This is a genomic window from Streptomyces sp. NPDC003042 (genome assembly GCF_053591315.1).
In genome coordinates, this window is record NZ_JBSFTP010000075.1 from 1 (window position 1) to 25,382 (window position 25,382).

At 70.6% G+C, this 25,382-nt stretch carries 21 protein-coding genes and 6 pseudogenes; 13 read left to right on the plus strand and 14 right to left on the minus strand.

Annotated features, from left to right (window positions below; translation table 11 throughout):
- Positions 1–161: 161 nt before the first annotated feature.
- The 3 genes from ACWDYJ_RS28620 to ACWDYJ_RS28630 form a co-directional block, all read right to left on the minus strand.
- On the minus strand, positions 162–539 hold the full coding sequence (locus ACWDYJ_RS28620) for a hypothetical protein (protein ID WP_451568484.1): 378 nt from the start codon (positions 537–539) through the stop codon (positions 162–164).
- A gap of 228 nt (positions 540–767) precedes the next feature.
- The gene (locus ACWDYJ_RS28625; RefSeq protein ID WP_451568485.1) at positions 768–1,457 is read right to left on the minus strand and encodes a carbamoyltransferase N-terminal domain-containing protein; all 690 of its coding nucleotides are present in this window, start codon (positions 1,455–1,457) and stop codon (positions 768–770) included.
- Between the two features lie 99 nt (positions 1,458–1,556).
- Positions 1,557–1,727: a hypothetical protein gene (locus ACWDYJ_RS28630; protein ID WP_451568486.1), complete on the minus strand. Its 171-nt coding sequence runs from the start codon at positions 1,725–1,727 to the stop codon at positions 1,557–1,559.
- Between the two features lie 291 nt (positions 1,728–2,018).
- Between ACWDYJ_RS28630 and ACWDYJ_RS28635 the strand changes: the two genes are divergently transcribed.
- From ACWDYJ_RS28635 to ACWDYJ_RS28645, 3 genes and pseudogenes are all read left to right on the plus strand, one after another.
- Positions 2,019–2,411: a hypothetical protein gene (locus tag ACWDYJ_RS28635; RefSeq protein WP_266869216.1), complete on the plus strand. Its 393-nt coding sequence runs from the start codon at positions 2,019–2,021 to the stop codon at positions 2,409–2,411.
- Between the two features lie 5 nt (positions 2,412–2,416).
- Positions 2,417–3,083, plus strand: a pseudogene (locus tag ACWDYJ_RS28640) (nucleotidyl transferase AbiEii/AbiGii toxin family protein).
- A gap of 574 nt (positions 3,084–3,657) precedes the next feature.
- A complete protein-coding gene (locus tag ACWDYJ_RS28645) occupies positions 3,658–5,280 on the plus strand; it encodes a hypothetical protein (protein ID WP_451568487.1) in 1,623 nt (540 codons plus the stop codon).
- 81 nt (positions 5,281–5,361) lie between these two features.
- Here ACWDYJ_RS28645 and ACWDYJ_RS28650 read toward each other — a convergent pair.
- A pseudogene (locus ACWDYJ_RS28650) lies at positions 5,362–5,970 on the minus strand (tyrosine-type recombinase/integrase); the annotation flags it as partial.
- 1,457 nt (positions 5,971–7,427) lie between these two features.
- Between ACWDYJ_RS28650 and ACWDYJ_RS28655 the strand changes: the two are divergent.
- Positions 7,428–7,532, plus strand: a pseudogene (locus ACWDYJ_RS28655) (GNAT family N-acetyltransferase); the annotation flags it as partial.
- 14 nt (positions 7,533–7,546) lie between these two features.
- Here the strand turns inward: ACWDYJ_RS28655 and ACWDYJ_RS28660 are convergent.
- Positions 7,547–8,086 carry a DinB family protein gene (locus ACWDYJ_RS28660; RefSeq protein WP_451568488.1) on the minus strand — a complete coding sequence of 180 codons (540 nt, stop codon included), beginning with the start codon at positions 8,084–8,086 and terminating at the stop codon, positions 7,547–7,549.
- A gap of 91 nt (positions 8,087–8,177) precedes the next feature.
- Positions 8,178–9,155: an alkylmercury lyase family protein gene (locus tag ACWDYJ_RS28665; protein ID WP_451568489.1), complete on the minus strand. Its 978-nt coding sequence runs from the start codon at positions 9,153–9,155 to the stop codon at positions 8,178–8,180.
- An 84-nt stretch (positions 9,156–9,239) separates the two neighbouring features.
- Between ACWDYJ_RS28665 and ACWDYJ_RS28670 the strand changes: the two genes are divergently transcribed.
- The gene (locus tag ACWDYJ_RS28670) at positions 9,240–9,638 is read left to right on the plus strand and encodes a heavy metal-responsive transcriptional regulator (protein ID WP_451568490.1); all 399 of its coding nucleotides are present in this window, start codon (positions 9,240–9,242) and stop codon (positions 9,636–9,638) included.
- Here ACWDYJ_RS28670 and ACWDYJ_RS28675 read toward each other — a convergent pair.
- The 5 genes and pseudogenes from ACWDYJ_RS28675 to tsaD all read right to left on the minus strand — a co-directional run bounded on the left by ACWDYJ_RS28675 (position 9,625) and on the right by tsaD (position 13,818).
- Positions 9,625–10,580: pseudogene (locus tag ACWDYJ_RS28675) on the minus strand (arsenic resistance protein). The gene ACWDYJ_RS28670 and the pseudogene ACWDYJ_RS28675 overlap by 14 nt on opposite strands.
- Positions 10,581–10,674: 94 nt before the next feature.
- Positions 10,675–10,983 (minus strand): hypothetical protein, encoded by a 309-nt coding sequence (locus tag ACWDYJ_RS28680; protein WP_451568491.1) that lies wholly within the window; start codon positions 10,981–10,983, stop codon positions 10,675–10,677.
- Positions 10,980–11,768 carry a MerR family transcriptional regulator gene (locus ACWDYJ_RS28685; RefSeq protein ID WP_451568492.1) on the minus strand — a complete coding sequence of 263 codons (789 nt, stop codon included), beginning with the start codon at positions 11,766–11,768 and terminating at the stop codon, positions 10,980–10,982. Before ACWDYJ_RS28685 ends, ACWDYJ_RS28680 begins: the two co-directional genes overlap by 4 nt.
- Before the next feature lie 96 nt (positions 11,769–11,864).
- Positions 11,865–12,566, minus strand: a complete 702-nt coding sequence (locus ACWDYJ_RS28690; RefSeq protein WP_451568493.1) for an MFS transporter — start codon at positions 12,564–12,566, stop codon at positions 11,865–11,867.
- Between the two features lie 178 nt (positions 12,567–12,744).
- Positions 12,745–13,818, minus strand: coding sequence for a tRNA (adenosine(37)-N6)-threonylcarbamoyltransferase complex transferase subunit TsaD (gene tsaD / locus ACWDYJ_RS28695; RefSeq protein ID WP_451568494.1), 1,074 nt, complete (start codon positions 13,816–13,818; stop codon positions 12,745–12,747).
- 495 nt (positions 13,819–14,313) lie between these two features.
- Between tsaD and ACWDYJ_RS28700 the strand changes: the two are divergent.
- The 4 genes and pseudogenes from ACWDYJ_RS28700 to ACWDYJ_RS28715 form a co-directional block, all read left to right on the plus strand.
- Positions 14,314–16,609: pseudogene (locus tag ACWDYJ_RS28700) on the plus strand (heavy metal translocating P-type ATPase).
- A complete protein-coding gene (locus ACWDYJ_RS28705; RefSeq protein WP_451568495.1) occupies positions 16,606–17,133 on the plus strand; it encodes a copper chaperone PCu(A)C in 528 nt (175 codons plus the stop codon). Before ACWDYJ_RS28700 ends, ACWDYJ_RS28705 begins: the two are co-directional and overlap by 4 nt.
- Before the next feature lie 299 nt (positions 17,134–17,432).
- A complete protein-coding gene (locus ACWDYJ_RS28710; RefSeq protein WP_451568496.1) occupies positions 17,433–18,068 on the plus strand; it encodes a metal ABC transporter ATP-binding protein in 636 nt (211 codons plus the stop codon).
- A pseudogene (locus ACWDYJ_RS28715) lies at positions 18,065–18,247 on the plus strand (metal ABC transporter permease); the annotation flags it as partial. The gene ACWDYJ_RS28710 and the pseudogene ACWDYJ_RS28715, both read left to right, overlap by 4 nt.
- On the opposite strand, the gene ACWDYJ_RS28720 reads toward ACWDYJ_RS28715, so the two are convergent.
- The 3 genes from ACWDYJ_RS28720 to ACWDYJ_RS28730 form a co-directional block, all read right to left on the minus strand.
- Positions 18,192–19,004, minus strand: a complete 813-nt coding sequence (locus ACWDYJ_RS28720) for a metal ABC transporter ATP-binding protein (RefSeq protein ID WP_451568497.1) — start codon at positions 19,002–19,004, stop codon at positions 18,192–18,194. The pseudogene ACWDYJ_RS28715 and the gene ACWDYJ_RS28720 overlap by 56 nt on opposite strands.
- A gap of 81 nt (positions 19,005–19,085) precedes the next feature.
- Positions 19,086–19,997 (minus strand): metal ABC transporter solute-binding protein, Zn/Mn family, encoded by a 912-nt coding sequence (locus ACWDYJ_RS28725; RefSeq protein ID WP_451568498.1) that lies wholly within the window; start codon positions 19,995–19,997, stop codon positions 19,086–19,088.
- A 127-nt stretch (positions 19,998–20,124) separates the two neighbouring features.
- Positions 20,125–21,396 (minus strand): MFS transporter, encoded by a 1,272-nt coding sequence (locus tag ACWDYJ_RS28730; RefSeq protein WP_451568499.1) that lies wholly within the window; start codon positions 21,394–21,396, stop codon positions 20,125–20,127.
- Positions 21,397–21,558: 162 nt separating this feature from the next.
- On the opposite strand from ACWDYJ_RS28730, the gene ACWDYJ_RS28735 reads away from it, so the two are divergent.
- Genes ACWDYJ_RS28735 through ACWDYJ_RS28750 form a run of 4 tightly spaced genes read left to right on the plus strand, consistent with a single transcriptional unit; the run spans position 21,559 to position 25,367 of the window.
- On the plus strand, positions 21,559–22,590 hold the full coding sequence (locus ACWDYJ_RS28735) for an ABC transporter substrate-binding protein (RefSeq protein ID WP_451568500.1): 1,032 nt from the start codon (positions 21,559–21,561) through the stop codon (positions 22,588–22,590).
- Positions 22,580–23,719 carry a FecCD family ABC transporter permease gene (locus tag ACWDYJ_RS28740; protein WP_451568501.1) on the plus strand — a complete coding sequence of 380 codons (1,140 nt, stop codon included), beginning with the start codon at positions 22,580–22,582 and terminating at the stop codon, positions 23,717–23,719. Before ACWDYJ_RS28735 ends, ACWDYJ_RS28740 begins: the two co-directional genes overlap by 11 nt.
- Positions 23,716–24,522, plus strand: coding sequence for an ABC transporter ATP-binding protein (locus ACWDYJ_RS28745; protein ID WP_451568502.1), 807 nt, complete (start codon positions 23,716–23,718; stop codon positions 24,520–24,522). The genes ACWDYJ_RS28740 and ACWDYJ_RS28745 overlap by 4 nt, the downstream gene beginning before the upstream one ends.
- A complete protein-coding gene (locus ACWDYJ_RS28750; RefSeq protein WP_451568503.1) occupies positions 24,519–25,367 on the plus strand; it encodes a Rossmann-like domain-containing protein in 849 nt (282 codons plus the stop codon). Before ACWDYJ_RS28745 ends, ACWDYJ_RS28750 begins: the two co-directional genes overlap by 4 nt.
- The last annotated feature ends 15 nt before the right edge of the window (positions 25,368–25,382 follow it).

Here is a 25,382-nt window from a genome sequence, read left to right on the forward strand (position 1 = left end):
CCCGATCTCCCGTCGGGTACCGTGTTGCCGCTGGCCTCGTAGTTGTGTCCGACCCCGGCGACGGCGTACCCACGGCTGGCGAGTTCCTCGGCCAGCCACGTCCGTGCGGGCCCTTCCGTACAGAGGGTGGAGCGGGTCAGCTGAGGCTCATGTCCGGCCTACTAGGCCGCGACCCTCTCCACGAGGAAACGCAGCCGCTCATCCACCGTGTCCCAGGCATCGCCGGTGAGGTCGTCCAGTGCGGCGGCGGCAGTGAGGGTGAGCAGGCCGAGGCGCGCCTCCACGTCCTCCCACGTGCGCGTGATCTCGACCGCCTCACCGCGCGGGCCGGTGCCCAGCGCGCCGTACACGGCGGTGGCGATGGCGCCCATGTCGCCGCTGATCGCGAGGACCTGGAGGAGCCGGATGTCCCCGGCCGCCGTGATCTCCTCCTCCACGCGGCCCTGGAGCTGCTGCTCCACCACGGTCGCGCCATCCCCGCTCACGGTGTCCAGGGCGACCATGGTCGTCACGATGACGTCCGCGAGTTCCTTCGCCACGTCCCCCCCAGTCGTGGGACGCACCCTTGCGCGGGTTGGCGCCGAGCGCCCCGTGAAGGGCCTCCGCGACCTCCCCCAGTTCCTCAGAAATCTTGAGCACGCGCAGGAGCCGCGCGTCCTCCACCGACGTCGGGGCCGCGTCCGCGTCGAGCCACTTCCGCAGCCGCGTCACGTAGTCCCAGGTGTCAACCTTCACGCCGTCCTCCTCGGGTGGATTCTGCAGCAGGGTCAGAACAGCGCCGGCGCCGCGGCGTCCGCCGCGGCCGGGTCGGTCACGTCCAGCGGCGCCCCGGCGTTGAGCGCCAGGGCGACCGTCAGGGCAGAGTGGTCGGTGAGCCGGTCCTCGTCGGTCCGCGGCTCGTGCACGTACCGGCAGTCGGCCAGGTACCCAGCGAGGGGGCCGGTGCCGTGGGCGAGGGTGGCGGAGACGCCGTCGCCGGAGCCGTCGACCACCAGGACGGCGGCCTCGTCGAAGCCGCTGGGGTGGAAGGCGGAGGCGGCGTGCGCGAGGTGGTGCTCGACCACGGTGACCTGCCGGGGCCGGTGGTGGCCGAACAGGGCGGGGTCGAGGAGTTCGGCGATCAGCTCGGCGTCCGTGCAGATGTTGCTCGGCGTAGGCCAGGCCGGGTTGAAGGCGATGGCGATCTCGTCAACGTCGGCCAGGGTGATGCCGGCCTCGGACAGGCAGTAGGCCGCGGCCACCGCGCAGGAGCGGGAGTCCTTGTGGTGCTTGCGGCGGGAGAAGCGCTCCTCCTCGGCGAAGGCGACCACCTTCCCGTCGATGACCAGGCAGGCGGAGGGGTGGAAGCAAAGGGGGAGGAGGAAGCGGCGGTACGGGCCGATTCGGCTGGTGCCCGTCGTCCCCGATCGGCGGCCGGTGTTTCCCCTCCACGATCCTTGCCACAGCAGCCTCCTCAAGGCCTGGGTTCTCCACTGCAGAAGCGGAGGCCCGCGATGCACGAGGGCGCACATGCGCCTGTACGCCTGCTGCATACAACCCAGCGACTGGGTCGCTCGTCAGCCTTCGAGCGGGCGGCCCTGTGCTGCCCGCAGGCGGGCCAGACCGGAGATCCGCGTGCGAGCAAGTGGCAGTTCGTCTTCGGGGGTCGGGAGCGTGACGGGCATGGACCACACACCGCTGGTCTGGGAGGTGATGCCGAGCGCGACCATCACCTCGGCGAGTCCCATGCCGTGGCCGGGACAGGGAGCCCGGCCACGGTGAGTACGTCGGTGCAGCCGGCCTCCTTCCCGGCAACCAAGGCGCGGATCTGGGCCTTGGTTGCCGTCCCGCGCAACGGTAATCGCGGAGCCAACTCAGCCCTCTACCGCATTGCCCTCGTCCGCATGTCCAGAGACGCCCGCGCCAACGAGTTTGCCGCGGCGGCGGACCGTTCCGACTTTCCTGCCGGTGGATGTCGGCCGGTGATCGGCCGCGTCCAGCTGCTCGGCGAGCGGGAAGCTGCCGCCATAATGGGAGGCATGCCCTCCAGCCCGCACCACCCCGCACCCGCGTCGAAGAACCTCTCGGGCACGGACGCCGAGGACCTCGCGCTGTACCGGGAGAAGTTCCGGTGCCGTCTGCCGGAGTCGCTGGACGAGTTGCACGGCCCGACCCAGGGGGTCGTCGAGCTGCCGCTGCACATGGCCTGGTCCGGGATGACCTCGTACGACCTGGGCAAGCCGCGCCAGCGCATGGGCCTGTACCGCACTGTCTTGCATGAGGGCCTGCACGACGACCTGCCCCGCTACCTCAACCAGGACCTGCTCCTCCAGCTGTGGCCGGTGCTGCGCACTCTCGTCGGCCGCACCGTGCGCACCGTGTGGGAGGACGCCTTCGCTCAGCTCGCCTCCCGCACCCAGGCAGCCGCGTGACGGACATGCCGGAGCTGCACGCGCGGCTCCTGGCGGATGTGATCGCCCTCGGCTCCCCGTATCCCCTGGTCCTCACTGACGGGTATGCCGTGCGGGCGCACCGCCTCGTGAACCGCCCCAGCCAGGACCTCGATGTCGCCACCGAGAACCCGGCGCCCATGGCCGACATCGCGGCCACGCTCCGCGCCGGCCTGGAAGCCCGCGGCTGGAAGGTGCACGCGCTGGAGACCGCCCCGCTGTCCGCCCGCTTCACCGTGACCGACCCGGCCACCGGGCAGGACTGCGAGGTCGACATCCTCAAGGAGATCTTCTGGCGGCCGGTCGCCCAGAGCCCGTACGGGCCCGTCCTCGCGGAGGAGGACGTGATCGGGCAAGGTCCGCGCCCTCGCCGACCGCGGAGCGCCCCGTGACCTGATCGACGTGTTCGCAGCCTCCCGCCGTTGGAACACCGCCGATCTCGAGGAATTCGGCCGTCGCCACGCCCGCGGCCGCTTCGAGCGCGAAGACCTGCAGGCAAACCTCGCCGGATCCGAGTGGACCGACGACGAAGCCTTCGCCGCCTACGGCCTGGACCAGGCCACCATCACCGCTCTTCGTGCCTGGGCCGTGGAGTGGGCCGACGACCTCGCGGCCCGACTCCTCGAAGAGTCGGATGATCCGGACATCGACTGATCACATCTGGCCGACCACCGGAAACGGGAGCCCGGGGAAGCCGAGCGAGGGGCAAGTACGGTGCCGTGGAAGTATCCCCACGGCACTGGGCAAACTGGCCTCTCACGGGCGATACGGCCAACATCCGACTCCTCCGGGCAGCCAGGCCACGCCTCGAAGGTAGAGCTCGGCAAGCACTTCGGGCGTCCACGCTCTGAGGAACTGACTTCCCTCGAGCCCGCAGTCTGACGACGTTCTATCAGCGCGGACGACCGCCGCTGAGGTGGCGAAAAGAAGAGCTCCTCGCTCGCCAACACTGCTCCAGTGGCCTGACCAGCCAGCCCGCCGGCGCACCCGACACGCCATCAGAACGAGCGTCACGAGCGTCATTTCAGCGTCAAGATATCGCCTGTAACGCCCATACCGCACATAATGTGCAGGGGCAAAATCGCAGGCCAGGAGCCCTTTGCGGCCGGCTCCAAGATCGCACCACTCCACGTGATGCGTCATCGAAATCACGTCACCAGAAGCGGGATCAGGGAAAACCGCAGGTCGCCCGGGATGTCCCGGGCCTGCAAGCGGGGCCTCGGGCGCCATGAGCGTCACGGTCGATGAAAGCAGACACTGTCGTCCCTACTACACGAACGGTTGCTTCGGCGAGCCCAATGCCGACCGGAAGAACCCACACGTGGGACAAGAGCCGGTCGTGCACCGCTTCCTCACCTATCTTGGCGAACAGACCGCAGCGAGTCGAGTGGAGCCCGGAGTCGTGAAGTACACGTTGACGGAGAAGCAAGCCGCCATGCTTCGGGAGATCGCGGCTGCTGCCGATGCCGTGGCTGTCCCACCCGGCAGTACTCAGACGGCTTGGGCGCTGGAGAAGCGCGGACTGATCAAGAGGACCTGGCGCGGCAGCGGGCACGTCGCGGTCGTCACAACGGACGGCCGCTACTACCTCAAGCATGGCAAGCATCCTCAAGAGGTGCAGGCGGCGAAGGAACGACGGGAGGGGGATGCTGATCAAGCTGCTCGCGCCCCCGTCGCCGGAGCCGAGTTGATCTCCCGGCTGCACTCCGCCTCCGGGACGATCACCGTCCCTGATCCCGGCCCGCAGACCCGGGGTCGTTGGCGGGCGGCCTACTACGATGCGCTCCACCACAGTCATGTGCCGGATGGCCATAAGCTGCGCTGGGCTGGTCGCCAGCGCGGCGACAGCGTCTTCACGCTAGTCGACGAGAAAGCCGAGAAGGCTGCCGCGCCTCCGCCAGTACCGGTCATCGACGTACCCGACGCCCTGGACCACCCTCACCCTCTGATTCGAGCGACGCGCAAGGCCCTCGGCAGATCCCAGACCGTGGTCGACACGCGTGGCAAGCCTGAGGTCATCCCCTTGTACGTGTCGCGTTCGCTCGTCGACAGGGCCCTGCGGATCATGAACGCGCTCTTGGCCGAGGCCGAGAACCGTGGCTATCAGGTGGAGACGCAGACCGATGTGCATCGCGGTGAGGCGGTGCACTCTCTGGCCATCGTTGTCCGTGGCCGGGCCTTCCCGCTCACGCTTACGGAGCGGACGGCCAAGGTGCCGCACGAGCCGACTCCTCAGGAGATCCGCAAGCAGGAGCGCAATCCATGGACGCGTCTGCCCAAATACGACGAAGAGTTCAATGGACGGCTCGCGATCGGCGCACCGGCCGGGGGCTGGTACCAGCATTCGTATGCGTACGGCGACGGTGCCCGATGGACGCTGGAGTCTCGGCTGGGGCACCTTCTGCAGGATCTCGAACGCCTCGCAGCAAAAGCCGAACGCCAGCAGCGGGAGAAGGAGTCCCGCGAGGCCGAGGAGCGGCTCCGATGGTACGCGGTCATTGCGCAGGCACGCGGGCGGCAGGTCGAAGAGCACCGGGCGAAGGTCCTGATCGAGCAGGTACAAGGGTGGCGTCAGGCCGCTGAGATCCGCTCCTTCTGCCGAGCGGCACGCGATCGAGCAGACCAGAGTGTGACTTCGGCGGACGAGCAGGTGTGGCTGCAGTGGGCCGAAGAGTACGCGGCGAAGATCGATCCACTTCGCTCGCCCCTCACCCCGCCGCAGGATCCGCCGGCTGATCGCGAGTCGCTGCGCGGGCTCTTGAAGGGCGACCTGCACGCCTATCCGTGGCCGTTCGACACGGAAGGCCACTGGACGCGCGCCGGGGGGAGACAGCCTGACCAACGTCCTTGATCCGGGACACCTGCCACAGTCGGCAACTGCCCCGCTCACAAACGCCTCCGCCCTGTCCGGGGAGGACAGGGCGAAGGACGACTATGCGGCGATGGTCAACGGGGAATCCAGGCGTTCCCAGGCACCGAGGACAGCCTTGTGCGCGTCGGGCTGAAGATGCGCGTACCGCTGGGTGGTCTGGAAGCTCTCGTGACCAAGGAGGTGCTGCACCTCGTAGAGGGACACTCCCTTCTGGACGAGCCAGGAGGCACAGGTATGGCGCATGGAGTGCGGTGGATAGTGCGGGACGGGGCGTTGCTCGCCGTCGGCGTCGAAGTGGAAGGCGTCATCGACGGCGGGCCACCAGATCTGCCGTCGCCAGTTGCCGTCGTCGAGGCGACGGCCGGCACGGCCCTTGGTGATGGTGGTGAAGACCAGCTCGTCACGCTCGAGTCGATGGATGTGACGTTCGAGAGCCTCCAGGGCATGGGCCGGGAGCGGGACTTCCCGACGGCTCTTCGAGCTCTTGGGGTACTCCTTGATCCCGCTCTTGGTGTTGACCTCCACCACGAACAGGCGCGAGCGGCGCCGGTCGATGCGGTGGCAGTGCAGTCCGGAAAGTTCGCCCCAGCGCAGTCCGGTGTAGAAGCCGAGCAGGCACATGGTCCGCCACGGGGCGGGGAGTTCATCCAGAATGCTCTGCGCCTGGTCGAGGGTGAACCACTCCCTCTTCTCCTACCCAGATGCAGACATCCCGGAGCACAGAGACGTTCACGCCAGCTGTTGAGTCGGTCCCGCGCGATTCCAGCACCCCTTCGCAAGCCTGCTTCCACGCCCTGCGGTACATCGCACCAGACAACGGCCGCCCATCGTCACAGAGGAACACGGCGTCGTCAGGCCCGAGCTCACGCGCGACGATCTGCTCCTTCAAGAGCTCCACCAGCCGGGGACAGACTGGCACGACGCGCCGTATACCCGTACCTTCCCTCCCCCCTTCCACCGTTCCGTCGCGTCGGGCGTGAACGACAAGCACACCGGGTCCGTCATCGGGCAACTGCACATCACGGACACGTAGGGCAAGCGCTTCCCCGGGTCGCAGCGCAGCGAAGGCGACAGCAGAGAAGAAGGCACGCAGCGTGCGCCCGTTCCTCGGATGTTGACCGACCCAATCGAGCAGGTCGTCACGCTGCTGACCCGACAGTAGAAGCTGTTCGTCAAATTCAATAGTGGACACGAATGAGAATCCCTTACCCTCGCGGATCTGATGGCCAAAAATTACCGGGCATGCATACCCGAGAGTTAAAGGTTGACATGCTCTCAGCTGATAACTCCACCTGGATCCGTCTGCGGTCAGCGAACCAAAGAGGTACACAAAACCTCTCGGGCAACCCGGTCACCAATAATGATCCGGAGAATCCGTGCTTCCGAGCAACGGCGACGCCACCGCCTCACTCGCTCGTCCAGCAATGGAGCAGGTGCCTTCTAAGCACCCGCTCTTCACTCAGAAGTGCTTCGAGGTCTCCAGCGCCGCGACAAAGCCCGCTGCGGGTTGGGCAGGTGGCCGATGAGCTTACGTGCGCTACGCGCAAGGTGAATACACGCCGTCACTGAGCACCAAGGGGCGGCGAGCCGACCGCCGGCAGCCCGCAATCCCGGTCGGCGCCGCCGAGATGAGGAGAGGCGCGCTTTCACACTCGGCCGACACGTCGCGGGCGGAGGGAGGGCACTCGGCCGTACCACGAGCATTCTCCCTTACGCCGCACGAGATTCAATCGCACACGGGCTCCTCGGCACCCCAGTATGTTCACCGACTACGCAGATGCAGTCCGGAAGATGTGCAGTCTGAAGTCTGTGGTGAAAACCGTCGGCCGCCGGGCGGAATTGTGCCGCCGATGTATTCCACTCCCGCAGAAAGTCGGACCGCGTCGGTCTGCGGTGGCTGGCTTACGTCTACCGTCCATGCACTGTCACCGCCCAGACCGATCTCGCCAAGTTCGCCCGTCCGATCTTGGTCGCTCAGCTTGCCGACTCGCCCCCGAAGGCATCGGGGCTGGGCTTGTGCTGCATCAGCACCGACCCAGCACGGTTGAGGTTCGCAGGTGTGATGACGGGTGATGAGAGGTCAGCACCAGGTCAGCACGGGGATGCAGGAGAGCCCCGCCAAGAGGCGAGGCCCAAGCCGGGTCCTCGGCACCCGCGAGCGCATCGGCCGCCACCACGGCCTGTGGCGTGACGTCGTCCTGCTGGAGCACCGCAGCCCGCGTATCACCTGACCGCTCTGCCGGTGTCAGCCGCCGCCGTCCAGGGTGAGCTGGCGCAGGTGGAAGTCGAAGTGCTGGGTCGGGTAGCGGAAGATGTCCGCGAGTGTCATGTAGTCCTTGAAGAAGGGATCCCAGCGGACGGGGTAGTGCATTCCGCGGGCGAGATCTGCTTCGGATTCCGCGGTCAGCCGACGCTGCAGGGCGTCGAGGACGTGGTCGAAGGCGGCGCCCATCCGGCGGGGCCCGTAGACCTTCACTGCCCCGCACGGGCCCGCGTAGTTGATCCAGTCGAACGGCACGGTCCCCGCATTCAGTACCCGGGCGAACGCCTTGCCGACGCTTCGGGGGAGCCGGCCGAAGACGTGGACCAGGACCAGCAGAGCGCGGACGACCATGTACCCGAACAGCATGTGCCACAGCAACTGCTCGTTGGTCCACTTGGTGCCGCGGGTGGGCCTTGCAAAGTCCGCCTTGGAGGCTGAGTCCAGCAGCTGGTGGAAGGTGCGGCGGGCGCGCTCGTAGTCCTCGTTCACGGCCTGCCGGTCCATCGGGTCGGTGTACGCCATGGCCTGCCAGCTTTCGGTCGGCACTCGGGGCTGCGCCCGTCGCTTCCGATGATGGCGGCTTCCGGGCACCGGTACCAGCGTGAAGCGCCAGTCAGCCGTCCTGGAGGAGCTTGCCGAAGGTCTGTTGCCCGATCTCCACGGCGCGGGCCTGGCTGACGACCTGCCCTTTCAGCTCCGGATGCTCCTGCTGCCACTGCTCGGCCGAGGCATGGCCGGTGAAGAAGTTCAGCGCGTCGCAGCAGAGGGTGGCGGCGGGCCCCGTGCCTTCGCGGCGGCCGACGAACACGACCGCGGCCACCGGTTCCCACACCGCCGTGCCGCTGGTGAAGGTCACGGTCACCGGCCGGCCGTCCACCGGGTCCGAGGAGGAGATCACCACGTCCTGGCCCAGCATGACGGAGAGGCCGAGGGCGTCGACGGCGCACATCGACCACACCTCTACTCCGCTTGCCAGCCGCACCCGGTGCCGGGTCTCCACCGCCGAGAACGGGTAGGCCGCTCGGATCCGGCCCGCTTCGTCCAGGGCCAGGAAATCCTCCCGGTCCAGCTCGGCGAGCACCTCGGCCGCGGTCCTCCCGGCCCGGGCGGCAACGGCTTCGAGCACCGACATGTCCGGCGCGAGCCCTGTCTCGGCGAAGTGCCGCAGCACCGCCTGCTGCACGGCCCGCAGGCCCCGCTCGGCGGGGGCTCGGCGGCCTCGCCCGGCCCGGCCGATCGGATCCAGGACATCCGCCTGACAGCACTCCTGGCCGGCCTCAGCCGAGGAAAGGCTCACGCCGGACAGAGCCTGGCGCAGGGCGTGGACGCTCGGCGCCCCCTCAGTGCGACCGTCAGAGTCGCGGTAGAGGCGGCAGGACACGCTCGCCGGGGCGCCGGGCACCGCGAACGGATCGACGCCGTCGAGCAGCACGGTCGGCGAGCCCGTCATGCCCCAGCGGGCGGCCTCCGCCTCCCCACGCACCTCGACCAGTTCGACCTGGGCGGTACGCGGGCCGAGCGCGGCGGTGATCCGCTCCCGCACCACCGGCACGTTCGGGCAGTTAGGCACCGTCAGGATCGTGATCCGCATTCCGCTGTCCTCCGTGGTGGTGTGGTCCTCGGCCCGACGGTAGACCTTCCAGTGCACTGGAAGGTCAAGGCGTAGCGTGGGGGTATGCGCATCGGTGACCTCGCGACATCCGGCCAGGTGACGGCCAAGACCATCCGCTTCTACGAGCAGGCCGGCCTGCTGCCCGCCCCGCCCCGCACAACGGGCGGCTATCGCGAGTACCCGCCCGAGGCTGCGATGCGGCTGGCGTTCATCCGCGACGCCCAGGGCGCCGGTCTGACCCTTGCCGAGATCCGGTCCGTCCTGGACATCCGCGACAGCGGCGAAGCCCCGTGCGGCCACGTCACCACACTGATCGACCAGCGCCTGGCAGACATCGAGCGGCGCATGGCCGAACTCCGTCAGACCCGCACCGCGCTGCGTGAGCTCGCCCGACGGGCCGCCGCCACCGACCCGAACACCTGCCCGGAAGGCGAGATCTGCACGATCCTCACGCGGCCGTGACCGGCTCCCGTTCCGGGACGAGGCGGGGGATGAGACGTACGTAGGCGACCATGCCGATCACCTCGACCAGGGTCTGGGTCACCACGACGGCCGCGGCGACCGCCAACTCGTCGGGGAGAGCGAGCGCGAGGGGCAGCACGACCAGGGAGTTGCGGGTCGCGCCGGTGAAGACGACCGCCCGCGAGGCCGGGGCATCCAGGCGGAAGAGACGGGCGACAACCCGTCCGGCGAAGGCCATGACCACCAGGAACGCGGCGTAGAAGGGGATGACGGCGGCCACGTCGCCGAGGCTGCCGCCGAGATTGGGGACCTGGGAGGCGACCACGGTGATGAGGGTGGCGGCCATCAGCGGCACCATCGTCGTCGTGGCCGCGGTCGAGACCTTCTGCCCGGCCGGTGTGCGGGCCGCCCACGCCTGGAGGGCCCAGGCCAGCATGAGCGGGATCACGATGAGGACCAGGAAGGCTTCGAGGAAGGGCCTGCCTCGACGATGTCGGCAAGGTCCGGGCCCATGAACAGGTACAGCAAGCCCGGCAGGAGCAGCATCTGGGCGACGAGCAGGAGCGGGGTGGCGGCCAGCAGGCGGCTGCTGTCCCCGCCGGCCAGGCCGCTGAAGACGATGACGTAGTCCACGCACGGGCACAGCAGCACCAGCAGGACCCCGATGCGCACGGCCTGGTCGGCGGGCGGGAAGGTGAACATCGCGGCGACGACCAGGGGAACGACGGCGAAGTTCACGGTCAGGGCCGCGGACAGAACCGGCTGTCGCGCAGGGAGCGGAGCAGGTCGCCGGCCGGGATCTGGAGGAAGGTCACGAACAGCAGTGCGCCAAGACCGGGTTGATGGCGTGTTCGAGTCCGCGGCCAGCAGCCGGGGCCGCCCAGCCGAGCAGTCCTCCGAGGCCATGGCGCCGAGGTAGATCGCGATCTGGTGGTGTTCCATGCGCTCGACCAGACCCTGCGGTTCCTGCGAAAACCTGGCGACTCCCTGCCGTACGTGCGTGCTGATCGTGTGGCGGCCCTGCCGGGGGGCGCGGTCATTGTGACAAGCGGGCATTTCCTGCCGGCGGCGGCGGGGTGGTGGGCAGGCCCAGGTCTACGGGGCCCGGCGCGGTGGCGCAAACGGTGGCCCGGCGCCGCCGGTGCAGGACCCATGCGAGGCCGGCCAGGGCGAGCACGCTGATGGCGGCCAGAGCGGGAACCCACAGGGCACCGACGGCGGAGAGGGCTCCAAGCCCGCCGAGGAAGCCCAGGATCGGGCCGATGCAGCACGCCGCGCAGGCCAGGGCGGCGAGCGTGCCCACGCCGAGTAGGGACTTGCCGGAGGTCTTCGTCTCGGGGTTCATGCGGTGGCTCCGAACAGGTCGGCCAGCAGGGTGCCTGCGGCTTCGGGCGCCCGCACGGTCAGCGTCAGGCGGGCGGGGGCGAGGTTCAGGGTGAAGTCGAAGAACGCGCAGCAGTCCTCCTCGGCCGCCGCGAGCGAGGCGAGTTCGGCGGCCAGCTCCGGGGTAGTGGGGAAGGCCAGGCGTACTCCGTCCGTGATCTCCTCGCGACTGGTGGCCTGCGCAATCAGGGCCTGCCACTGGGAGGTGCGCTCGCCGAGTTCGGCCCCGCCGAGCGTGCAGGCCACCGGCGCCTCGCGCCACGGCTCATCGGCCGCGTCCTGGGGACGGATGGGTGCGAGTTCGATCAGGACCGGTCCCGGCGCCGAAGCCTGGGCCTGGTTCTTGGTGGTGGTGCAGCCGCAGTCCGGGCCGCAGCCGCCGGCCGGGGCAGGGCCGGACAGCTGCTGGTGGACGTCGGCGAGGCGGGCGGAGAACGCCGCCAGCTCGGCCGAGTGGCGGTCCGCGTCCGCGATCCGGTCGGTCACCAGCGGCACCATCCGCGCCCGCACAGCCGCGCACACACCGGCGTCCCGGACGTCCAGCAGATCGCGGATGTCCTCCAGCGCCAGCCCCAGCAGCTTCGCGGAGGAGATGAACGCCAGCCGCTCCACCGCGTCCGGGCCGTACTGGCGGTAGCCGGACGAGGTCCGCTCGGCGGGCAGCAGCCCGGCCGTCTCGTAGAAGCGCAGCGTGGAGGCCGGGACGCCGGAGCGTTCGGCCAACTGCGAGATGCGCAGTGTGCTCATACCTCGAACGTAAACCTTCAACCCGACTCGAAGGTCAAGCCCGCATCGGCCGCCCGCTCTGATTGCCGTGGCCGCGCGGCCGCTGACGGGGTTGGGTCAGGCGGTGCGGCGAGCGGTGTAGAGGAGCCCGCCGAGCGCGAGGAGCATCCAGGCGGCCAGGTAGGCGAACGCGACGGTCGGGGAGATCGCGGTCCACAGGACGCCGGCGACGACGGAAGCCGCGAGGTTGCCCAAGGACTGGACCGTGGCGAGCGCGCCGAAGGCCGAGCCGCGCAGGTCCTTGGGGGCGAGGGCGGCGACGGCGGAGTGCTGGGCCGTCTCGACCGCGCCGATTCCGGCCCCGGCGAGCCGGAAGGGAACGGCCAGCACCAGGACGGCCGTGCTGCCGGCGGCGAACAGGCCGTACGAGGCGGCGAACGCGGCGACCCCTGCGGCAAGGACGACGACCGGACCCCGGCTGCCGAGCCGGTCGGAAATCCGGCCCGGCGGGACGGAGGCCACGGTGGCGGCCACGTTGTAGGCGGTGTAGAGGCCAAGCGCGAGGGTCGTCGCCGCCTGGGTGCCGTGCTCGGGAGTGAGCTGTTCGGAGGCGCGCAGGATCAGCAGGGTCGCGGCCACGTTGCCGACCTCGAACGCGGAGACGGCGCCGAGCAGGCGGCCGAGGTCGCCCCGGAGGACGGGCTTGATGCGGATACGGAGCGGGACCTTCTCCCGGCTGGTCGGGCGGGGTGTCTTGCGGATCGCGCAGACGATGGCGGCGGCCGCGAGCAGGCCGGGAATGACGGACAGGCCCATCATCTCGTCAGCCTCGTCAGTGACGACGTCGACCTGTTCGCCAGCCGCGCAAGGAACGCGTCCGCCCCGGCCTCGCCCTCGTGCCACGGCGGGCCCCCGAAGGCATCCGCGTACACCCGTCCCACAGCGGCCCGGAGCCCGAGCAGGTCTGTCCCGGACACCCTGCGGACGGCAAGGCCGCTCACGAGACTCTCGCCGCAGTGCGGGCAACGGGATGCAGAGCCGCGTACTCCAGCGGCGCCGACGGGTCGATCGAGACGTCGAGCTGCGCCGGAGCCGAGCTCGCCCGCACCAGGAGGTCACCGACGGCGGCGATCATCGCCCCGTTGTCGGTACACAGCGTCAGCGGCGGCACCCGCAGCTCGACACCGGCAGCCGCGCACCGCTCCTCGGCCAGCGCCCGCACTCGCGAGTTCGCGGCGACCCCGCCCACCACGACGAGCGTCCGCACGTCGTACTCCCGGCAGGCGGCGAGCGCCTTGCGGGTCAGCACGTCCGCCACAGCCTCCTGAAGCGAGGCGGCACCATCGGCCAGCGGAATCTCCTCCCCCCGGATCCGGTGCTGCTCGGCCCATCGCGCGGCCGCGGTCTTCAGCCCGGAGAAGGAGAACGCGTACGGGGCATCACCCGGCCGCGTCAACGGTCGCGGGAACGCCACCGCGCAGCCGTTGCCCCCGCGGGCGGCCCGGTCGATGGCCGGCCCGCCCGGATACGGCAGCCCGAACACCCGCGCCACCTTGTCGAAGCACTCCCCCGCCGCATCGTCCACGGTGTCCCCGAGGTGCAGGATCGGATCGCGCACGAGGTCCCGTACGAACAGCAGCGAGGTGTGCCCGCCCGACACGATCAGGACCATGCACGGGTTGGGCAGCGGCCCGTGTTCCAGGGTGTCGGCGGCGACGTGTCCGGCGAGGTGGTGCACGCCGTACAGGGGCACCCCGGCGGCGTACGCGAGGGTCTTCGCCCCGGCCAGCCCCACCTGGAGCGCGCCCGACAGCCCCGGCCCGGTCGTCACCGCGACCGCATCGATGTCCGAGATCCGCATGCCTGCCTGGTCGAGCGCCTCCCGCACGACCGGGTTGAAGGCCTGCACGTGCGCGCGGGCGGCGATCTCCGGCACCACCCCGCCGAACCGCGCGTGCTCGTCCATGCTCGACGCCACCACGTGCGCGAGCAGCCGCCCACCGGACACGATTCCGGCGCCCGTCTCGTCACAGGACGACTCGATGCCCAGCACCACCGGAGAGCCCACCATGACCTTCTTTCGCACATGATCAGTAATTGCAAATGCTGGGCAACAAGGTACGCGGTTCAGCACGCCAGGCCGGAACCGGCGACAACGGTCGCGAAGTCCGGGAACTCGTCGACGCGCCGGACCGACTACTCAGGGGGAGGGCATCGAGGGATGAAGGGATGCCACCTCGGCCGTGGTCCACGTACCGCGGCACCGGACGAGCGAGGGGCGCCGGAGAGCGCCCGTTCATGGAGTGGCAATGGTGGAACGGCAGCAATCCCCCGGCGGCGCGTACCCCTCGCTGCGGCGGTGTGTGCCGCCACCGGCGCTCACCGGGTTCCTGACCTTGCTGGTGGTGACGTTCTGCCTGTCGTACGGGGTCGGTTCCGCAGCGGGCCCGGTCGCACCTGGCATGCACTCCGGCAGGAGCGACACCGCCCCGGTGGGCGGCGATGGCGGCAGCTCGGGGCGGCATGGTCACGGCGGCGCGGGTGGTACGCGGTCGGTCGGTGGCCGATGACACCGGAGCCGGTGACCGTCTCCGCAACCACGGACCTCACCGTCGGCGGAATGACCTGCGCGGCCTGCGTCAACCGCGTCGAAGGCGGCTCGAGAAGATCGAGGGAGTCAGCGCCACCGTCAACCTGACCACCGGACGGGCGCGGGTGCTCCATCCGCCCGGCGTCACGACGGACGAGCTGATGGCCGCGGTCGAGCGTGCGGGGTACGCGGCCGAACTCCACTTGCCTCCGGAGCCTCGGGCAGAGGCGGAGAAGGAGGCGGCGGATCCGGTACCGGAAGTGGATCGCAGCGAGCGCGATCGGCTGCTGATCACCGTGCTGCTCTGTGTGCCGGTCATGGCTCTGTCGATGGTCCCGGCTCTGCAGTTCCGCAATTGGCAGTGGCTGTGCCTCGTGCTCGCCGCGCCCGTGGTCGTCTGGAGCGCCTGGCCCTTCCATGTCCGCGCGCTGCGGGGTCTGCGGCACTCGGCAGCCACCATGGACACGCTGGTCTCGCTCGGTGTCGTCGCCTCCTTCCTCTGGTCCCTGTACGCGTTGTTCCTCGGCGGCGCGGGCCAGCCGGGGATGCGGATGCCCTTCGCCCTCCTCCCCTCGGCCGGAAGTGAGGTCGCCCACGTCTATCTGGAAGCGGCGGTCGGCGTACCGCTGTTCGTCCTGACCGGCCGGTTCCTTGAAGGGCGGGCACGGTGGGAGACCGGCGCGGCGTTGCGCTCGCTGTCCGTGCTGGCGGTCAAGGACGTGACCGTGCGCGAGAACGGCAAGGAGCGGCGCATCCCGGTCGAACAGCTCACCGTGGGCAGGAATTCGTCGTCCGGTCCGGGGAACGCGTCGCTACGGACGGCGTCGTGGTCTCCGGGAACTCCGCCCTGGACCTGTCCCTGCTGACCGGCGAGAGCGATCCCGTCGAGGTCGGGCCGGACCGGGCGGTGATCGGCGCGGCGGTGAACGCGGGCGGGCTGCTCCTCGTACGGGCCACCGCCGTGGGCGCGGACACCCGGCTCGCACGGATCACCCGTATGGTCACCGATGCCCAGGCCGGAAAGGCGGCGGCGCAGCGTCTGGCCGATCGCGTGGCGGGCGTCTTCGTCCCCGTCGTCCTGACGTTGGCCGTCACCGTGCTCGGCTTCTGGCTCGGCGCCGGTGCGGATCCGCAACCGGCGATCACCGCGGCAGTAGCCGTACTCGTCGTCGCCTGCCCTTGCGCACTCGGCCTCGCCACACCCACCGCCCTCCCGGCTGCCACCGGCCGCGGCGCCCAACTGGGAATCCTCGTCAGCGGACCGCAGGCCCTGGAGGCCCTGCGGCACGTCGACACGGTCGTACTCGACAAGACCGGCACCCTCACGACAGGACACATGACCGTCGCCCAGCTCACGACGCTCCCCGAAGGCCTGGGCCGGGAGAAGGCACTTCGACTGGCCGGCGCGGTGGAGCAAGGCTCCGAGCATCCGCTCGGGATGGCCCTGGCCACGTACGCCCGGCGGAACCTGCCGGACCAGGCACTGCCGCCGGTGACCGGTTTCCGGGCCACCCCTGGAGTAGGTGTCAGCGGTATGGTCGATGGCCGTGTGGTCGAGGTGTGTGCACCTGGCGGTGATCTCCCCGAGACCCTGGCCCAGGCGCTGGCCACTGCCGAGGCCGCCGCGCTCACTCCCGTCCTGGTACGGGTCGACGGTGTCAGCCAGGCGCTCGTCGGGCTCGGGGACGTCCTGCGTCCGGGGAGCTACCGGGCCGTCGAGCGCCTCCGGCGGCTGGGAGTGGAGCCGATCCTGGCCACCGGCGACCGCGAGGCCCCGGCCAAAGCCGTCGCCTCGACGCTCGGGATCACACTCCTTCATGCCCGCTGCACACCGGAGGACAAGGCAGCTCTCGTCAGGCAGTTGAAAGGCGAGGGCCGACGCGTCGCCGTCATCGGCGACGGCGTCAACGACGCCATCGCACTGGCCGGGGCGGATCTCGGGATCGCCATGGGCGGCGGCACCGACGTCGCCATCGGCGCGGCGGACGTGACCCTCGTACGCGGTGACGTCGAGGTGGTGGCTGACGCGGTCCGCCTGGCCCGGCGCACCCTCGCGACCATCCGGGTCAACCTTGTCTGGGCGTTCGGCTACAACCTCGTCACCATCCCACTGGCCGCCGTCGGCCTGCTCAACCCCATGGTCGCCGCAGCAGCCATGTCGGCCAGCTCGCTGCTGGTCGTGGGGAACAGCCTGCGACTTCGCGGCTGGGACCCCGCTGGCCGCCCTTCCGGTGCGCGGACCCGCAGCGCCCGGAGAGGAAGTGGACGATGACCGACTCCGACCGACGAGAAGTGACGCAGGGCTGGCGGCCGACGCGTCTACGTCTGCGCGAGGCCTACCTGGCCGCGGCCGTTCCTGTGATCGCGTGCCTGGTCGGCCTGTGCGGGCTGACGGCCTGGGCCGCCTCGGGGGCTGCCGGAACCCCGCCCCGCATCGCGGTCGACAACGGCCGCGTCTTCCTCCCGTACGCCGACAAGGAGAACACCGCGGCGTTCTTCCGGATCTCGAACCTGGGCGGCGCGGACGACCAGTTGATATCCGTCACCTCCCCGGCCGTGGAGCGGGCCATGCTGAGCCGGCACCAGAGCACGGGCTCGGGGGCCGACTCCATGAACATGACCGGTCCCGTTGGCATCCCGGCCGGGGGCACCGTCGACATGTCCCCCTTCGGGGTGGACGTGATGGTGAAGGTGAAGGAACGCTGGCAGCCGGGTCAGGTCGTCCCCTTCGTCCTGCACTTCCGCCACAGTGAACCGGTCGAGACGATCGCGATCGTGGTCCGGCCCGGCAGCTGAACGCCACCGGCCCCGCGGCGACGCGACGTGATCGTCGATCTCGATGTGCATGCCGTCACGGTGAGTGGTGCTCCGCTCGACGACCGTCTGATCCGCGCCGCCATCGCCGAGGCCGGCTACGAAGTCGCCGCGGCGATCTGAGCGCACGGTTGGCGGATGCCGGGGCTCGGCAGGTCAGAGGAATTGGCGCGCGAGAATCCTCGGTTCGCGGGAACTGCGGCCCATCGCCGTCCGACTACTGGGACGTGGGCGGCGAACACACGTCGCTCCATGCGGCACGGAACGACGAAAGGTGCGGGATGGGCGGGCTGGATGTGCGCATGAGGGCGGTCGCCTGCCGGCACGGCCGAGTGGAAGCAGTCTCCGACGTGAATCTGGAGATCGCCGCCGGTGAGCGCGTGGCGCTGACCGGGACCAACGGTTCGGGCAAGACCACCCTGCTGCGGGCGGTCCTGGGCCTGCACCGCCAGGTGACGGGCTCGATCTCGGTCGGCGGCCGCGACACCGGCTCACCCGCCGAGTGGGCTTGGCGGCGCCGGGCCTGCGCCTGGATCCCGCAGAAGCCGGCCGCCGGCCGTTTCCCCCTGCTCGGCGCCGAGTTGCTCGCCAGCAGTACCGCGCCGAAGGACGCGGTGGAGGCCGCCGCCCGGCTGGGCGTCGGCACGCTGGTAGAACGGCCCCTGCACACCCTGTCCGGCGGTCAGTTGCAGCGGATGTACCTGGCTCGCTCGATCGGCTGCGTCGCCGCGGGCGCCCAGGTCCTGCTCGCCGACGAGCCCACCGCCGCCCTCGACTTCGACGGGCAGGCGGAGGCAGCGGACGTTCTGACGTCGCTCCCGGTGACCCTGGTCGTCGTCACGCACGACCGGGCCCTGGCGGACCGTTGCGACCGGGTGCTGGAGATGGCCGCGGGCCGGCTGCGGGAGGTCCGGTGACCCTCGCCACCGCCGACCTCGGTGCGCTGCTCCAGCTGCTTCCGGTCCAGCGGGCCGGGCTCGCGCTGCTGCTCGCGGCGATCGGCCTGCCCGTGATCGGGGTGGTCATCGTCGGGCTCGACATCATGCCGGTCCGGTTCGCGATGATGCACGTGGCCCTGCTGGGTATCGCGATCGGGCCGCGTCGGGGGCCCCCACGACGACGATGCGGCCCCGGACACGGAGGACATCGACCTGGGTCCCGTACAGCTCGGACAGGGTGGAGGTGGTCATCACCTCGTCCGGCGGTCCGATCCGGAATCCGCCCGGGGCCAGATAGAGGACCCGGTCCACCAGTCCCAGGACCGGGTTGATCTCGTGCGTCACGAAGACGACGGCGGTGTCGGCGGAGCGGCGCCGCTGGTCCACCAGCGTGGTGACCGTGCGCTGAGACTGCAGGTCGAGCGAGAGCAGGGGCTCGTCGCAGAGCAGGATCCGCGGGTCGGTGGCGAGGGCCTGCGCGATGCGTACGCGCTGCTGTTCGCCGCCCGAGAGCCGGCCCACGGGGACGTCCGCGTAGGGAAGCGCCCCGACGGAGTCCAGGATCTCGTCCACGCGGCCGCGGATCGCTCCCGGGGTGAGCGACACGCCCCAGCGGTGTCCTTCCATTCCGAGCCGGACCAGATCCCGGGCCCGCAGCATCGTGTGGGCGGGGAGGGACTTGTGCTGGGGTACGTAGCCGATGTGGCTGCTGCCGCGGTGGGCAGGCCCGCCGAGGACAGCCACCGTCCCCGCGGTGAGGAGCTGGCGGCCCAGCAATACGCGCAGCAGGCTCGTCTTGCCCGACCCGTTGGGTCCCAGCACCGCCAGGAACTCCCCCGGCCGTACGTCCAGGTCCAGATCGCGCCACAGCACGCGGTCGCCGTAGGCCAGCGTGGCCCCCCGCAGACTGATCACCGGTACGGAAGGGGCGCCGTCCGCGGCCGCACGTGGCGAGCGGGAAAGCGGTGCGACAGCCTCCGCATGGTCCACGGTCACTCACCGGTCCAGGGCGCCCTGGAGCGCGTCGACGTTGGACGCCATCCAGCCGATGTAGTCCTCGCCTGCGGGGAGGGTCTCGGTCACGGGGACCACAGGAATGCCGTTGTCCTCGGCCGCCTTCTTCACCTTCTCCGTCTGCGGGCCGGCGGTCTGCTCGTTGTACACGAGCGCCTCGACCTGGCCCTTGGTGAACAGCGCGAGCGTCTCCTGCAGGCTGCGGGGCGAGACCTCATCGCCCTCCTCGATGACTTCGCTGAAGGCTGCGGGCGTCTTGTTCACCAGGCCGCTCGCCTCGGTCAGGTACAGCGGAACGGGCTCGGTGACCGCCACGGCGGTGCCCGCGTGGCGTGCGTTGATCCGATCCGTCCGGTCCTGGAGGGTGGCCAACTCGTCCTGGAAGGCCTTGGCGTTCTGCTTGAAGACGGTGCCTTCGGCGGGCGCTGCCTTCGTCAGGGCCTCGGCGATCCGGTCGGCGAGCTTGCCCATGGCGGGGAAGTCGTACCAGACGTGCTCGTTGAACTCACCGTTCGGATCCGGGGCCTTGCCCGACACCTCCACGGCATCGATCACCTGGGCCGAGGAGTTGCCCGCACTGCGCAGCATCCGGGCGACGAACTCGTCGTAGCCGCCGCCGTTCTCGACGACGACCTTCGCCTTGGACAGCTCCAGTTGGTTGCGCGTACTGGCTTCGTAGGAGTGGGGGTCCTGGGCCGGGTCGCTGATGATCGAGACGACGTCGACCTTGTCGGCCCCGATCTGCTGGACGATGTCCCCGTACACGTTGGTCGAGGCGACCACGGGAACGGCCGAAGAGGGGGACGCGGCACCCGCGCAGCCGCCGGAGCCGCAGATCAGCGCCAGCGCGAACCCGAGGACAACACCCGGGCCACGGGCCGAGGGCACCTGCATACCCGTCCTCCTCACCGAAGCGAAGCCGAAACGGTTATCACGTGAAGTATCCCGCCGTCCTGTCCCGTCCTCCACCGGAGCAGCCGCAGGGCCCCGGCCGGGACGCGGCCGGGGCAGGGCCGTCCGCTCAGTCGGCCTTCGCGACCGAGGGCCGCCCGAAGTGGCGGGCGGTGGGCACCAGCGCGGCGGCGGCGGGTACGAGGAAGCAGGCCGCGGCGCACACGGCGAGTACGGGAGTGACGCCGAAGGTGTCGATGGCCGGGGCGATGAGGGCCAAGCCGAGCGGGGCAAGGCCGTAGGACATGAGGAAGTCCAGGGAGGAGACGCGGGCCAGCTTGTCCGGGGCGACCTCGCGCTGGGTGGCCGTGAACCAGGGCACGTTGAACAGCTCGATCCCGATTCCGGCGACGACGTAGGCGGCGATCACCACGGCCGGGTGGACCGGGAGCATCAGGCTCAGTGGAGCGAAGCCGTACACGGCGAGCCCGGCGAAGGCGGTCCAGCCCTGGGAGCGGGGCCGCCAGCGGGCGGTGACCAGAGCCCCTCCGAGCGCGCCGACGGTGTACGCGGTCATGGCCGCGGCCAGTACCCACTCGGTGTCGTACCGGTCCCTGCTGATCAGGGGCAGGGCGACGCTGGTGGCTGAGTAGCCCAGCGCGATCACTGCGGTCAGGGCGCCGAGTCCGGCGACGAACCAGGGGTGGCGGCGGGCCTCGCGTATGCCGTCGATGAATTCGGCGCGGAACGAAGCGCGCGGCGCCGGCTCGGAGGACGTGTCCGGGGCCGGGGCCGAGACGGCGCCCCGGCCCGGTACGAGTGCGGCGACCAGCCAGAGCAGGCCGATCCCCAGCAGCAGCGTCCCGACGTCGACGAAGGCCGCGAGCAGCGCGGTCAGGGTGGGGCCGGCCAGCGTGGAGGTCCGTACGGCCAGGGTCATGGCGGCATTGGCCTGCTGTCGGCGGTCGGCGTCGACGACCTCGGCGGTGAGCGCCTGGAAGGCGGGGCGGCAGGCCCCCTGGCCGGCGCCCGCCAGGGCAGCGGCCGCGGTCATCAGTACCAGGGAACGGCCGAGGCCGAAGGCGAGGAGGGGGGCGGCGGCCGCGGCCGCGAGGGCGGCCCAGAGCACGACGGCCCGGCGGGAGTGCCGGTCGGCCAGCACCCCGCCGACCGCGACCGCGGCGAGGAAGCCGGCGGTGCGTGCCGCGAGGACCAGGCCGAGGCCGGCCGCGCCGAGTTCCCGGTGCAGGACCGCCAGAGCCAGCACGAAGGGCAGGGCCCACGTCGCCAGGCCGGAGGCGGTGGTGCCCGCCCACAAGCGCAGGAAGGCGATGTCGCGCAGGACGGAACGCGCGGGCGGCGGAACGGTCTTGGGCGTCACGGGCGCGGGTGTAGTCGCCACGGTGTGGTGCTCCTCATTCGTCGGCAGGTGCCGGGGCTGCGGCTCAGTGAACCGCACCCCGGAGTGCATTAATGAAAACGATAACCATTACGATACCCTTCGAACGCGGCACTCCTGCCCGGTGCACGACACCGTCCACGCTCTTTCCAGACCGGAGAATCCATGCGCCACCGCGCCCGCCTCGGCATCGCCCTCGTCCTCGTCCTCACGACTGCGGGCTGCTCGACGGCCGCCAACGACCCCGCATCGACCGACAAGCCCACCGCCAAGGCCGCAGGCGCGGCGACGGCCACCACCAGCTGCGGCCAGGAGCTCTCCTTCGCCCAGCCCCCGAAGCGGACCGTCGCCCTGGACCAGACCTCGACGGAAACCCTTCTGGAACTCGGCCTCCAGGACCGGATGGCCGGGACGGCGAACCTGAAGACGAAGATCCCCGCGCAATACCAGGACGCGTACGCCAAGATCCCCGTCATCGCCCCCAAGATCGCCACCAGCGAGCAACTGCGCGCCGCCACCCCCGACTTCGTCGTGGCCGGCTCCACCGACCTGTACACCAAGGACCGGGCGGGCACCCGTGAGGAGCTGGGCGCTCTGAAGGTCCCGGCCTTCGTCAGCGCCGTGGACTGCCCGCAGCAGAACGAGGCCGGAAAGACCCCCTTCGAACTGCTCTTCTCCGACTACGAGCAGCTCGGCAAGGTCTTCGGCACCGAAGAGCGGGCGGGCAAGCTCGCCCAGGAGCAGCGCGCCGCCGTCGCCAAGGCCGGTGAAACCGCCGCGAAGGTCACCCAGGGCGGGAAGCAGCCCACCGTCGTCTACCTCTACTCCGTCTTCAACGGCATGCCGTACGTGGCGGGCAAGACCGGGCTGCCCAGCGAGATGAGCCGGATCGTCGGCGCGAAGAACGCCTTCGACGACGTGAACGAGGACTGGCCGGAGGTCTCCTGGGAGGAAGTCGCCAAGCGCAACCCGGACTTCATCGTGATCGGCGACCTGTCCGAACGCGGCCGCCCCGGCGACAGCGCCGCGGAGAAGCGCGAAACGATGGCCAAGGACCCGGTGATCTCCAAGCTGGCGGCGGTGCGCGACAACAAGGTGATCGAGGTCCCGGGCATCGAGCTGGACGCCTCCGTGCGCTCCGTGCACGCCCTGGGTCTGCTGGCGGCCGGGATGAAGGACCTCGGGTATGTCCGCTGACCCGGTCGGCTGTCCAGGACCGGTTGACCTGCGGGTGGACCTGCTGCATCCGTCCGCCCGTGGGGCGGCAACGACGGCGCAGGCCACCGCGCCGTCCGCCCTGCCCCGGGCCGGCCGGTCCGCCCCGGCCAGGGCGGGGCTGTTGCTCGCCGTGGTGGTCGTGCTGGCCGCCTCGGTGGCGGCCGGGGTGCGCATCGGCACCGCCGACGTGGGGTGGACCGATCTCGCCCGGGTGTTCGGTGCCCGGCTCGGTCTGGGCACGGAGCCGCTGCCGCCGCTGGTGGACTCGCTCGTCTGGGATCTGCGCCTGCCGCGCGTCCTGATGGCGGCCCTGGTCGGCGCCTCGCTCGCCGTCTGCGGCACGGTGCTCCAGGCCGTCACCCGCAACGCGCTCGCCGACCCGTACCTGCTCGGCGTGTCCTCGGGCGCATCGACCGGAGCCGTCACCGTGGTCGTGCTCGGAGTGGGCGCCGGCACCCTCGGGGTCACCGGCGGCGCCCTCGTCGGCGCGCTGCTCTCCTTCGGCCTGCTGCTGATGCTGCTGCGCCGGACCGGGCTGGATTCGGTCCGTATCGTCCTGACGGGCGTGGTCGTCGGACAGCTCTTCACCGCCCTGACCTCGCTCGTCCTGATGGCCTCGGCGGACGCCGACACCACGCGCGCCATCACCCACTGGCTCCTGGGCTCCATGGCCCCGGCCCGCTGGGACGCCGTTGTGGTCTGCGCGATCGTCACGCCGCTCGGGCTGGCGGCCGCCTGGCTGTGCGCGAACTCCCTCGACGCCCTCGCGTTCGGCGCGGACACCGCCGCGTCCCTGGGCATCGGCGTACGGCGCACCCGGATGCTGCTGCTCGTGGTGACGGCCGTGCTGACCTCGGTGGCGGTGGCCACCGTCGGCGCCATCGGGTTCGTCGGTCTGATCGTCCCGCACGGGGTGCGGTTCCTCGTCGGGCCGCTGCACCGGGTGCTGCTGCCGTACGCGGCGCTCGCGGGCGCGGTGTTCCTGGTGTGGACCGACGCCTTGGCACGGGTCGCCTTCGCACCCCGGGAGGTACCGGTCGGCGTGATCACCGCGCTGCTCGGCGTACCGCTGTTCCTCCTCGTTCTGCGCAAAAGGGGTGACCTGTGAGGATCACAGCCGAAGGACTGAGCTGGTCGGCGTCGGGCACGCCCGTCGTCCGCGACGTCAGCCTGGACATCGCTCCGGGCGAGACGGTCGGACTGCTCGGCCCCAACGGCTCGGGCAAGTCCTCGCTGCTGCGCTGCCTGGCCGGTCTGCGCCTGCCCGACGCGGGCACGGTCTCGTACGACGGCAGGCCCGTACGGGACTGGAGTGCCCGACGGATCGCCCGTCAGATCGCCTTCGTCGAACAGGACTCCGGACTCGACACCGACCTGCACGTCGCCGCCGTGGTGGGGCTGGGGCGGACCCCCTTCCGGGACCGCTGGCGCGGACCGGATGACACCGACCGGGCGGTCATCGCCGCCGCACTGGACCGCGTCGGGCTCACCGCACTCGCCGAACGCTCCTGGAAGGGACTGTCCGGCGGCGAGCGGCAGCGCGCCCACATCGCCCGCGCGCTCGCCCAGCAGCCATACGGCCTCCTCCTCGACGAGCCAACCAACCACCTCGACGTCAAACACCAGTTGGAACTCATGGAGCTGCTGGCCGGCGCCGACCAGACGGTCCTGGTCGCGCTGCACGACCTGTCGCTCGCCGCCCGCTACTGCGACCGGCTGCTGCTCATGCACCACGGGCGCCTGGTCGCCTCCGGCACCCCGGCCGCCGTCCTCACCCCCGAGCACCTCGCCGAAATCTTCGAGGTGGACGCCGAACTGGCCACCGACGCCCTGGGCCACCCCGCGGTCACCTACCGCGGGCCCCTCCGTACCACCGCACCTCAACTCGCTCTAAGACAAGGAACCTCATGACGACCATCCAGACGGGCACCGCGCCCGCACCGACCGTCGACGCCCTCATCACGGCCGTACTGGCCGGTGAACACGGCCCGCTGCCTTCCGAGCTCGTGGCGACCAGCGTCTTCTGGATCCACCACGGCACCCGGCTGTCCGGTGGCAACACCACCTATCTCAACCAATACGTCCTGGTGCGCCTCGGCGGCTCCTTCGGCGGCTGCGCCTTCGAAGCCGGCGAGATCGACCCGGCCATCTGCCGCGACTCCTCGGGCACCCCGCTCGACGTCCTGCTGCGCGAGGCACCCCGCCCGCTGCGGATCGCCGCCCTCGACGCCTACCTGGCCGAGCAGCGCCCGCACCGGGAGGCCGCCGAAGCGGAGGAGGCCGAGCCGGTCACCCTCCCCGCCGGGACCCCGGAGGTGCGCGCGAAGGCCCGGGACGCGGCGATCGCCGGACTGCTCGACATCGAGGAAGGCGCCAAGGTCGGCCTCATCGGCGTGGTCAACCCGCTGGTCGCGGCGATCCGCGAGCGAGGTGGCGAACCGCTGCCGTGCGACTTCAACCTCAAGGCCACCCAGTGGGGCGACCCCGTCACCACCGACATGCACGAGGTGCTGGACCGCGCCGATGCCGTGGTCGCCACCGGAATGACCCTCAGCAACGGCTCGTTCGACGCCATCCTCGACCGCTGCCGCACCCGGGGCATCCCCCTGGTCGTCTACGCGCAGACCGGCAGCGCGGTGGCCCGGGCCTTCCTCGGCTCCGGAGTGACCGCCCTGTCCGCGGAGCCCTTCCCCTTCTCCCAGTTCAGCGCCGACCCGACCACCCTCTACCGCTACCGGACGGTGGGCGAGGCGTGAGCCCTGCCTCCCACC

Excerpts from the sequence above, each read along its gene's own strand:
- ACWDYJ_RS28750 (WP_451568503.1), top strand. The coding sequence starts at position 24,519 with ATGACGACCATCCAGACGGGCACCGCGCCCGCACCGACCGTCGACGCC.
- ACWDYJ_RS28685 (WP_451568492.1), bottom strand. The coding sequence starts at position 11,768 with ATGAGCACACTGCGCATCTCGCAGTTGGCCGAACGCTCCGGCGTCCCG.
- ACWDYJ_RS28735 (WP_451568500.1), top strand. The coding sequence starts at position 21,559 with ATGCGCCACCGCGCCCGCCTCGGCATCGCCCTCGTCCTCGTCCTCACG.
- ACWDYJ_RS28740 (WP_451568501.1), top strand. The coding sequence starts at position 22,580 with ATGTCCGCTGACCCGGTCGGCTGTCCAGGACCGGTTGACCTGCGGGTG.
- ACWDYJ_RS28635 (WP_266869216.1), top strand. The coding sequence starts at position 2,019 with ATGCCCTCCAGCCCGCACCACCCCGCACCCGCGTCGAAGAACCTCTCG.
- ACWDYJ_RS28670 (WP_451568490.1), top strand. The coding sequence starts at position 9,240 with ATGCGCATCGGTGACCTCGCGACATCCGGCCAGGTGACGGCCAAGACC.
- ACWDYJ_RS28725 (WP_451568498.1), bottom strand. The coding sequence starts at position 19,997 with ATGCAGGTGCCCTCGGCCCGTGGCCCGGGTGTTGTCCTCGGGTTCGCG.
- ACWDYJ_RS28630 (WP_451568486.1), bottom strand. The coding sequence starts at position 1,727 with ATGGGACTCGCCGAGGTGATGGTCGCGCTCGGCATCACCTCCCAGACC.
- ACWDYJ_RS28710 (WP_451568496.1), top strand. The coding sequence starts at position 17,433 with ATGGGCGGGCTGGATGTGCGCATGAGGGCGGTCGCCTGCCGGCACGGC.
- ACWDYJ_RS28665 (WP_451568489.1), bottom strand. The coding sequence starts at position 9,155 with ATGCGGATCACGATCCTGACGGTGCCTAACTGCCCGAACGTGCCGGTG.
- ACWDYJ_RS28680 (WP_451568491.1), bottom strand. The coding sequence starts at position 10,983 with ATGAACCCCGAGACGAAGACCTCCGGCAAGTCCCTACTCGGCGTGGGC.
- tsaD (WP_451568494.1), bottom strand. The coding sequence starts at position 13,818 with ATGGTGGGCTCTCCGGTGGTGCTGGGCATCGAGTCGTCCTGTGACGAG.
- ACWDYJ_RS28645 (WP_451568487.1), top strand. The coding sequence starts at position 3,658 with ATGAGCGTCACGGTCGATGAAAGCAGACACTGTCGTCCCTACTACACG.
- ACWDYJ_RS28690 (WP_451568493.1), bottom strand. The coding sequence starts at position 12,566 with ATGATGGGCCTGTCCGTCATTCCCGGCCTGCTCGCGGCCGCCGCCATC.
- ACWDYJ_RS28660 (WP_451568488.1), bottom strand. The coding sequence starts at position 8,086 with ATGGCGTACACCGACCCGATGGACCGGCAGGCCGTGAACGAGGACTAC.
- ACWDYJ_RS28705 (WP_451568495.1), top strand. The coding sequence starts at position 16,606 with ATGACCGACTCCGACCGACGAGAAGTGACGCAGGGCTGGCGGCCGACG.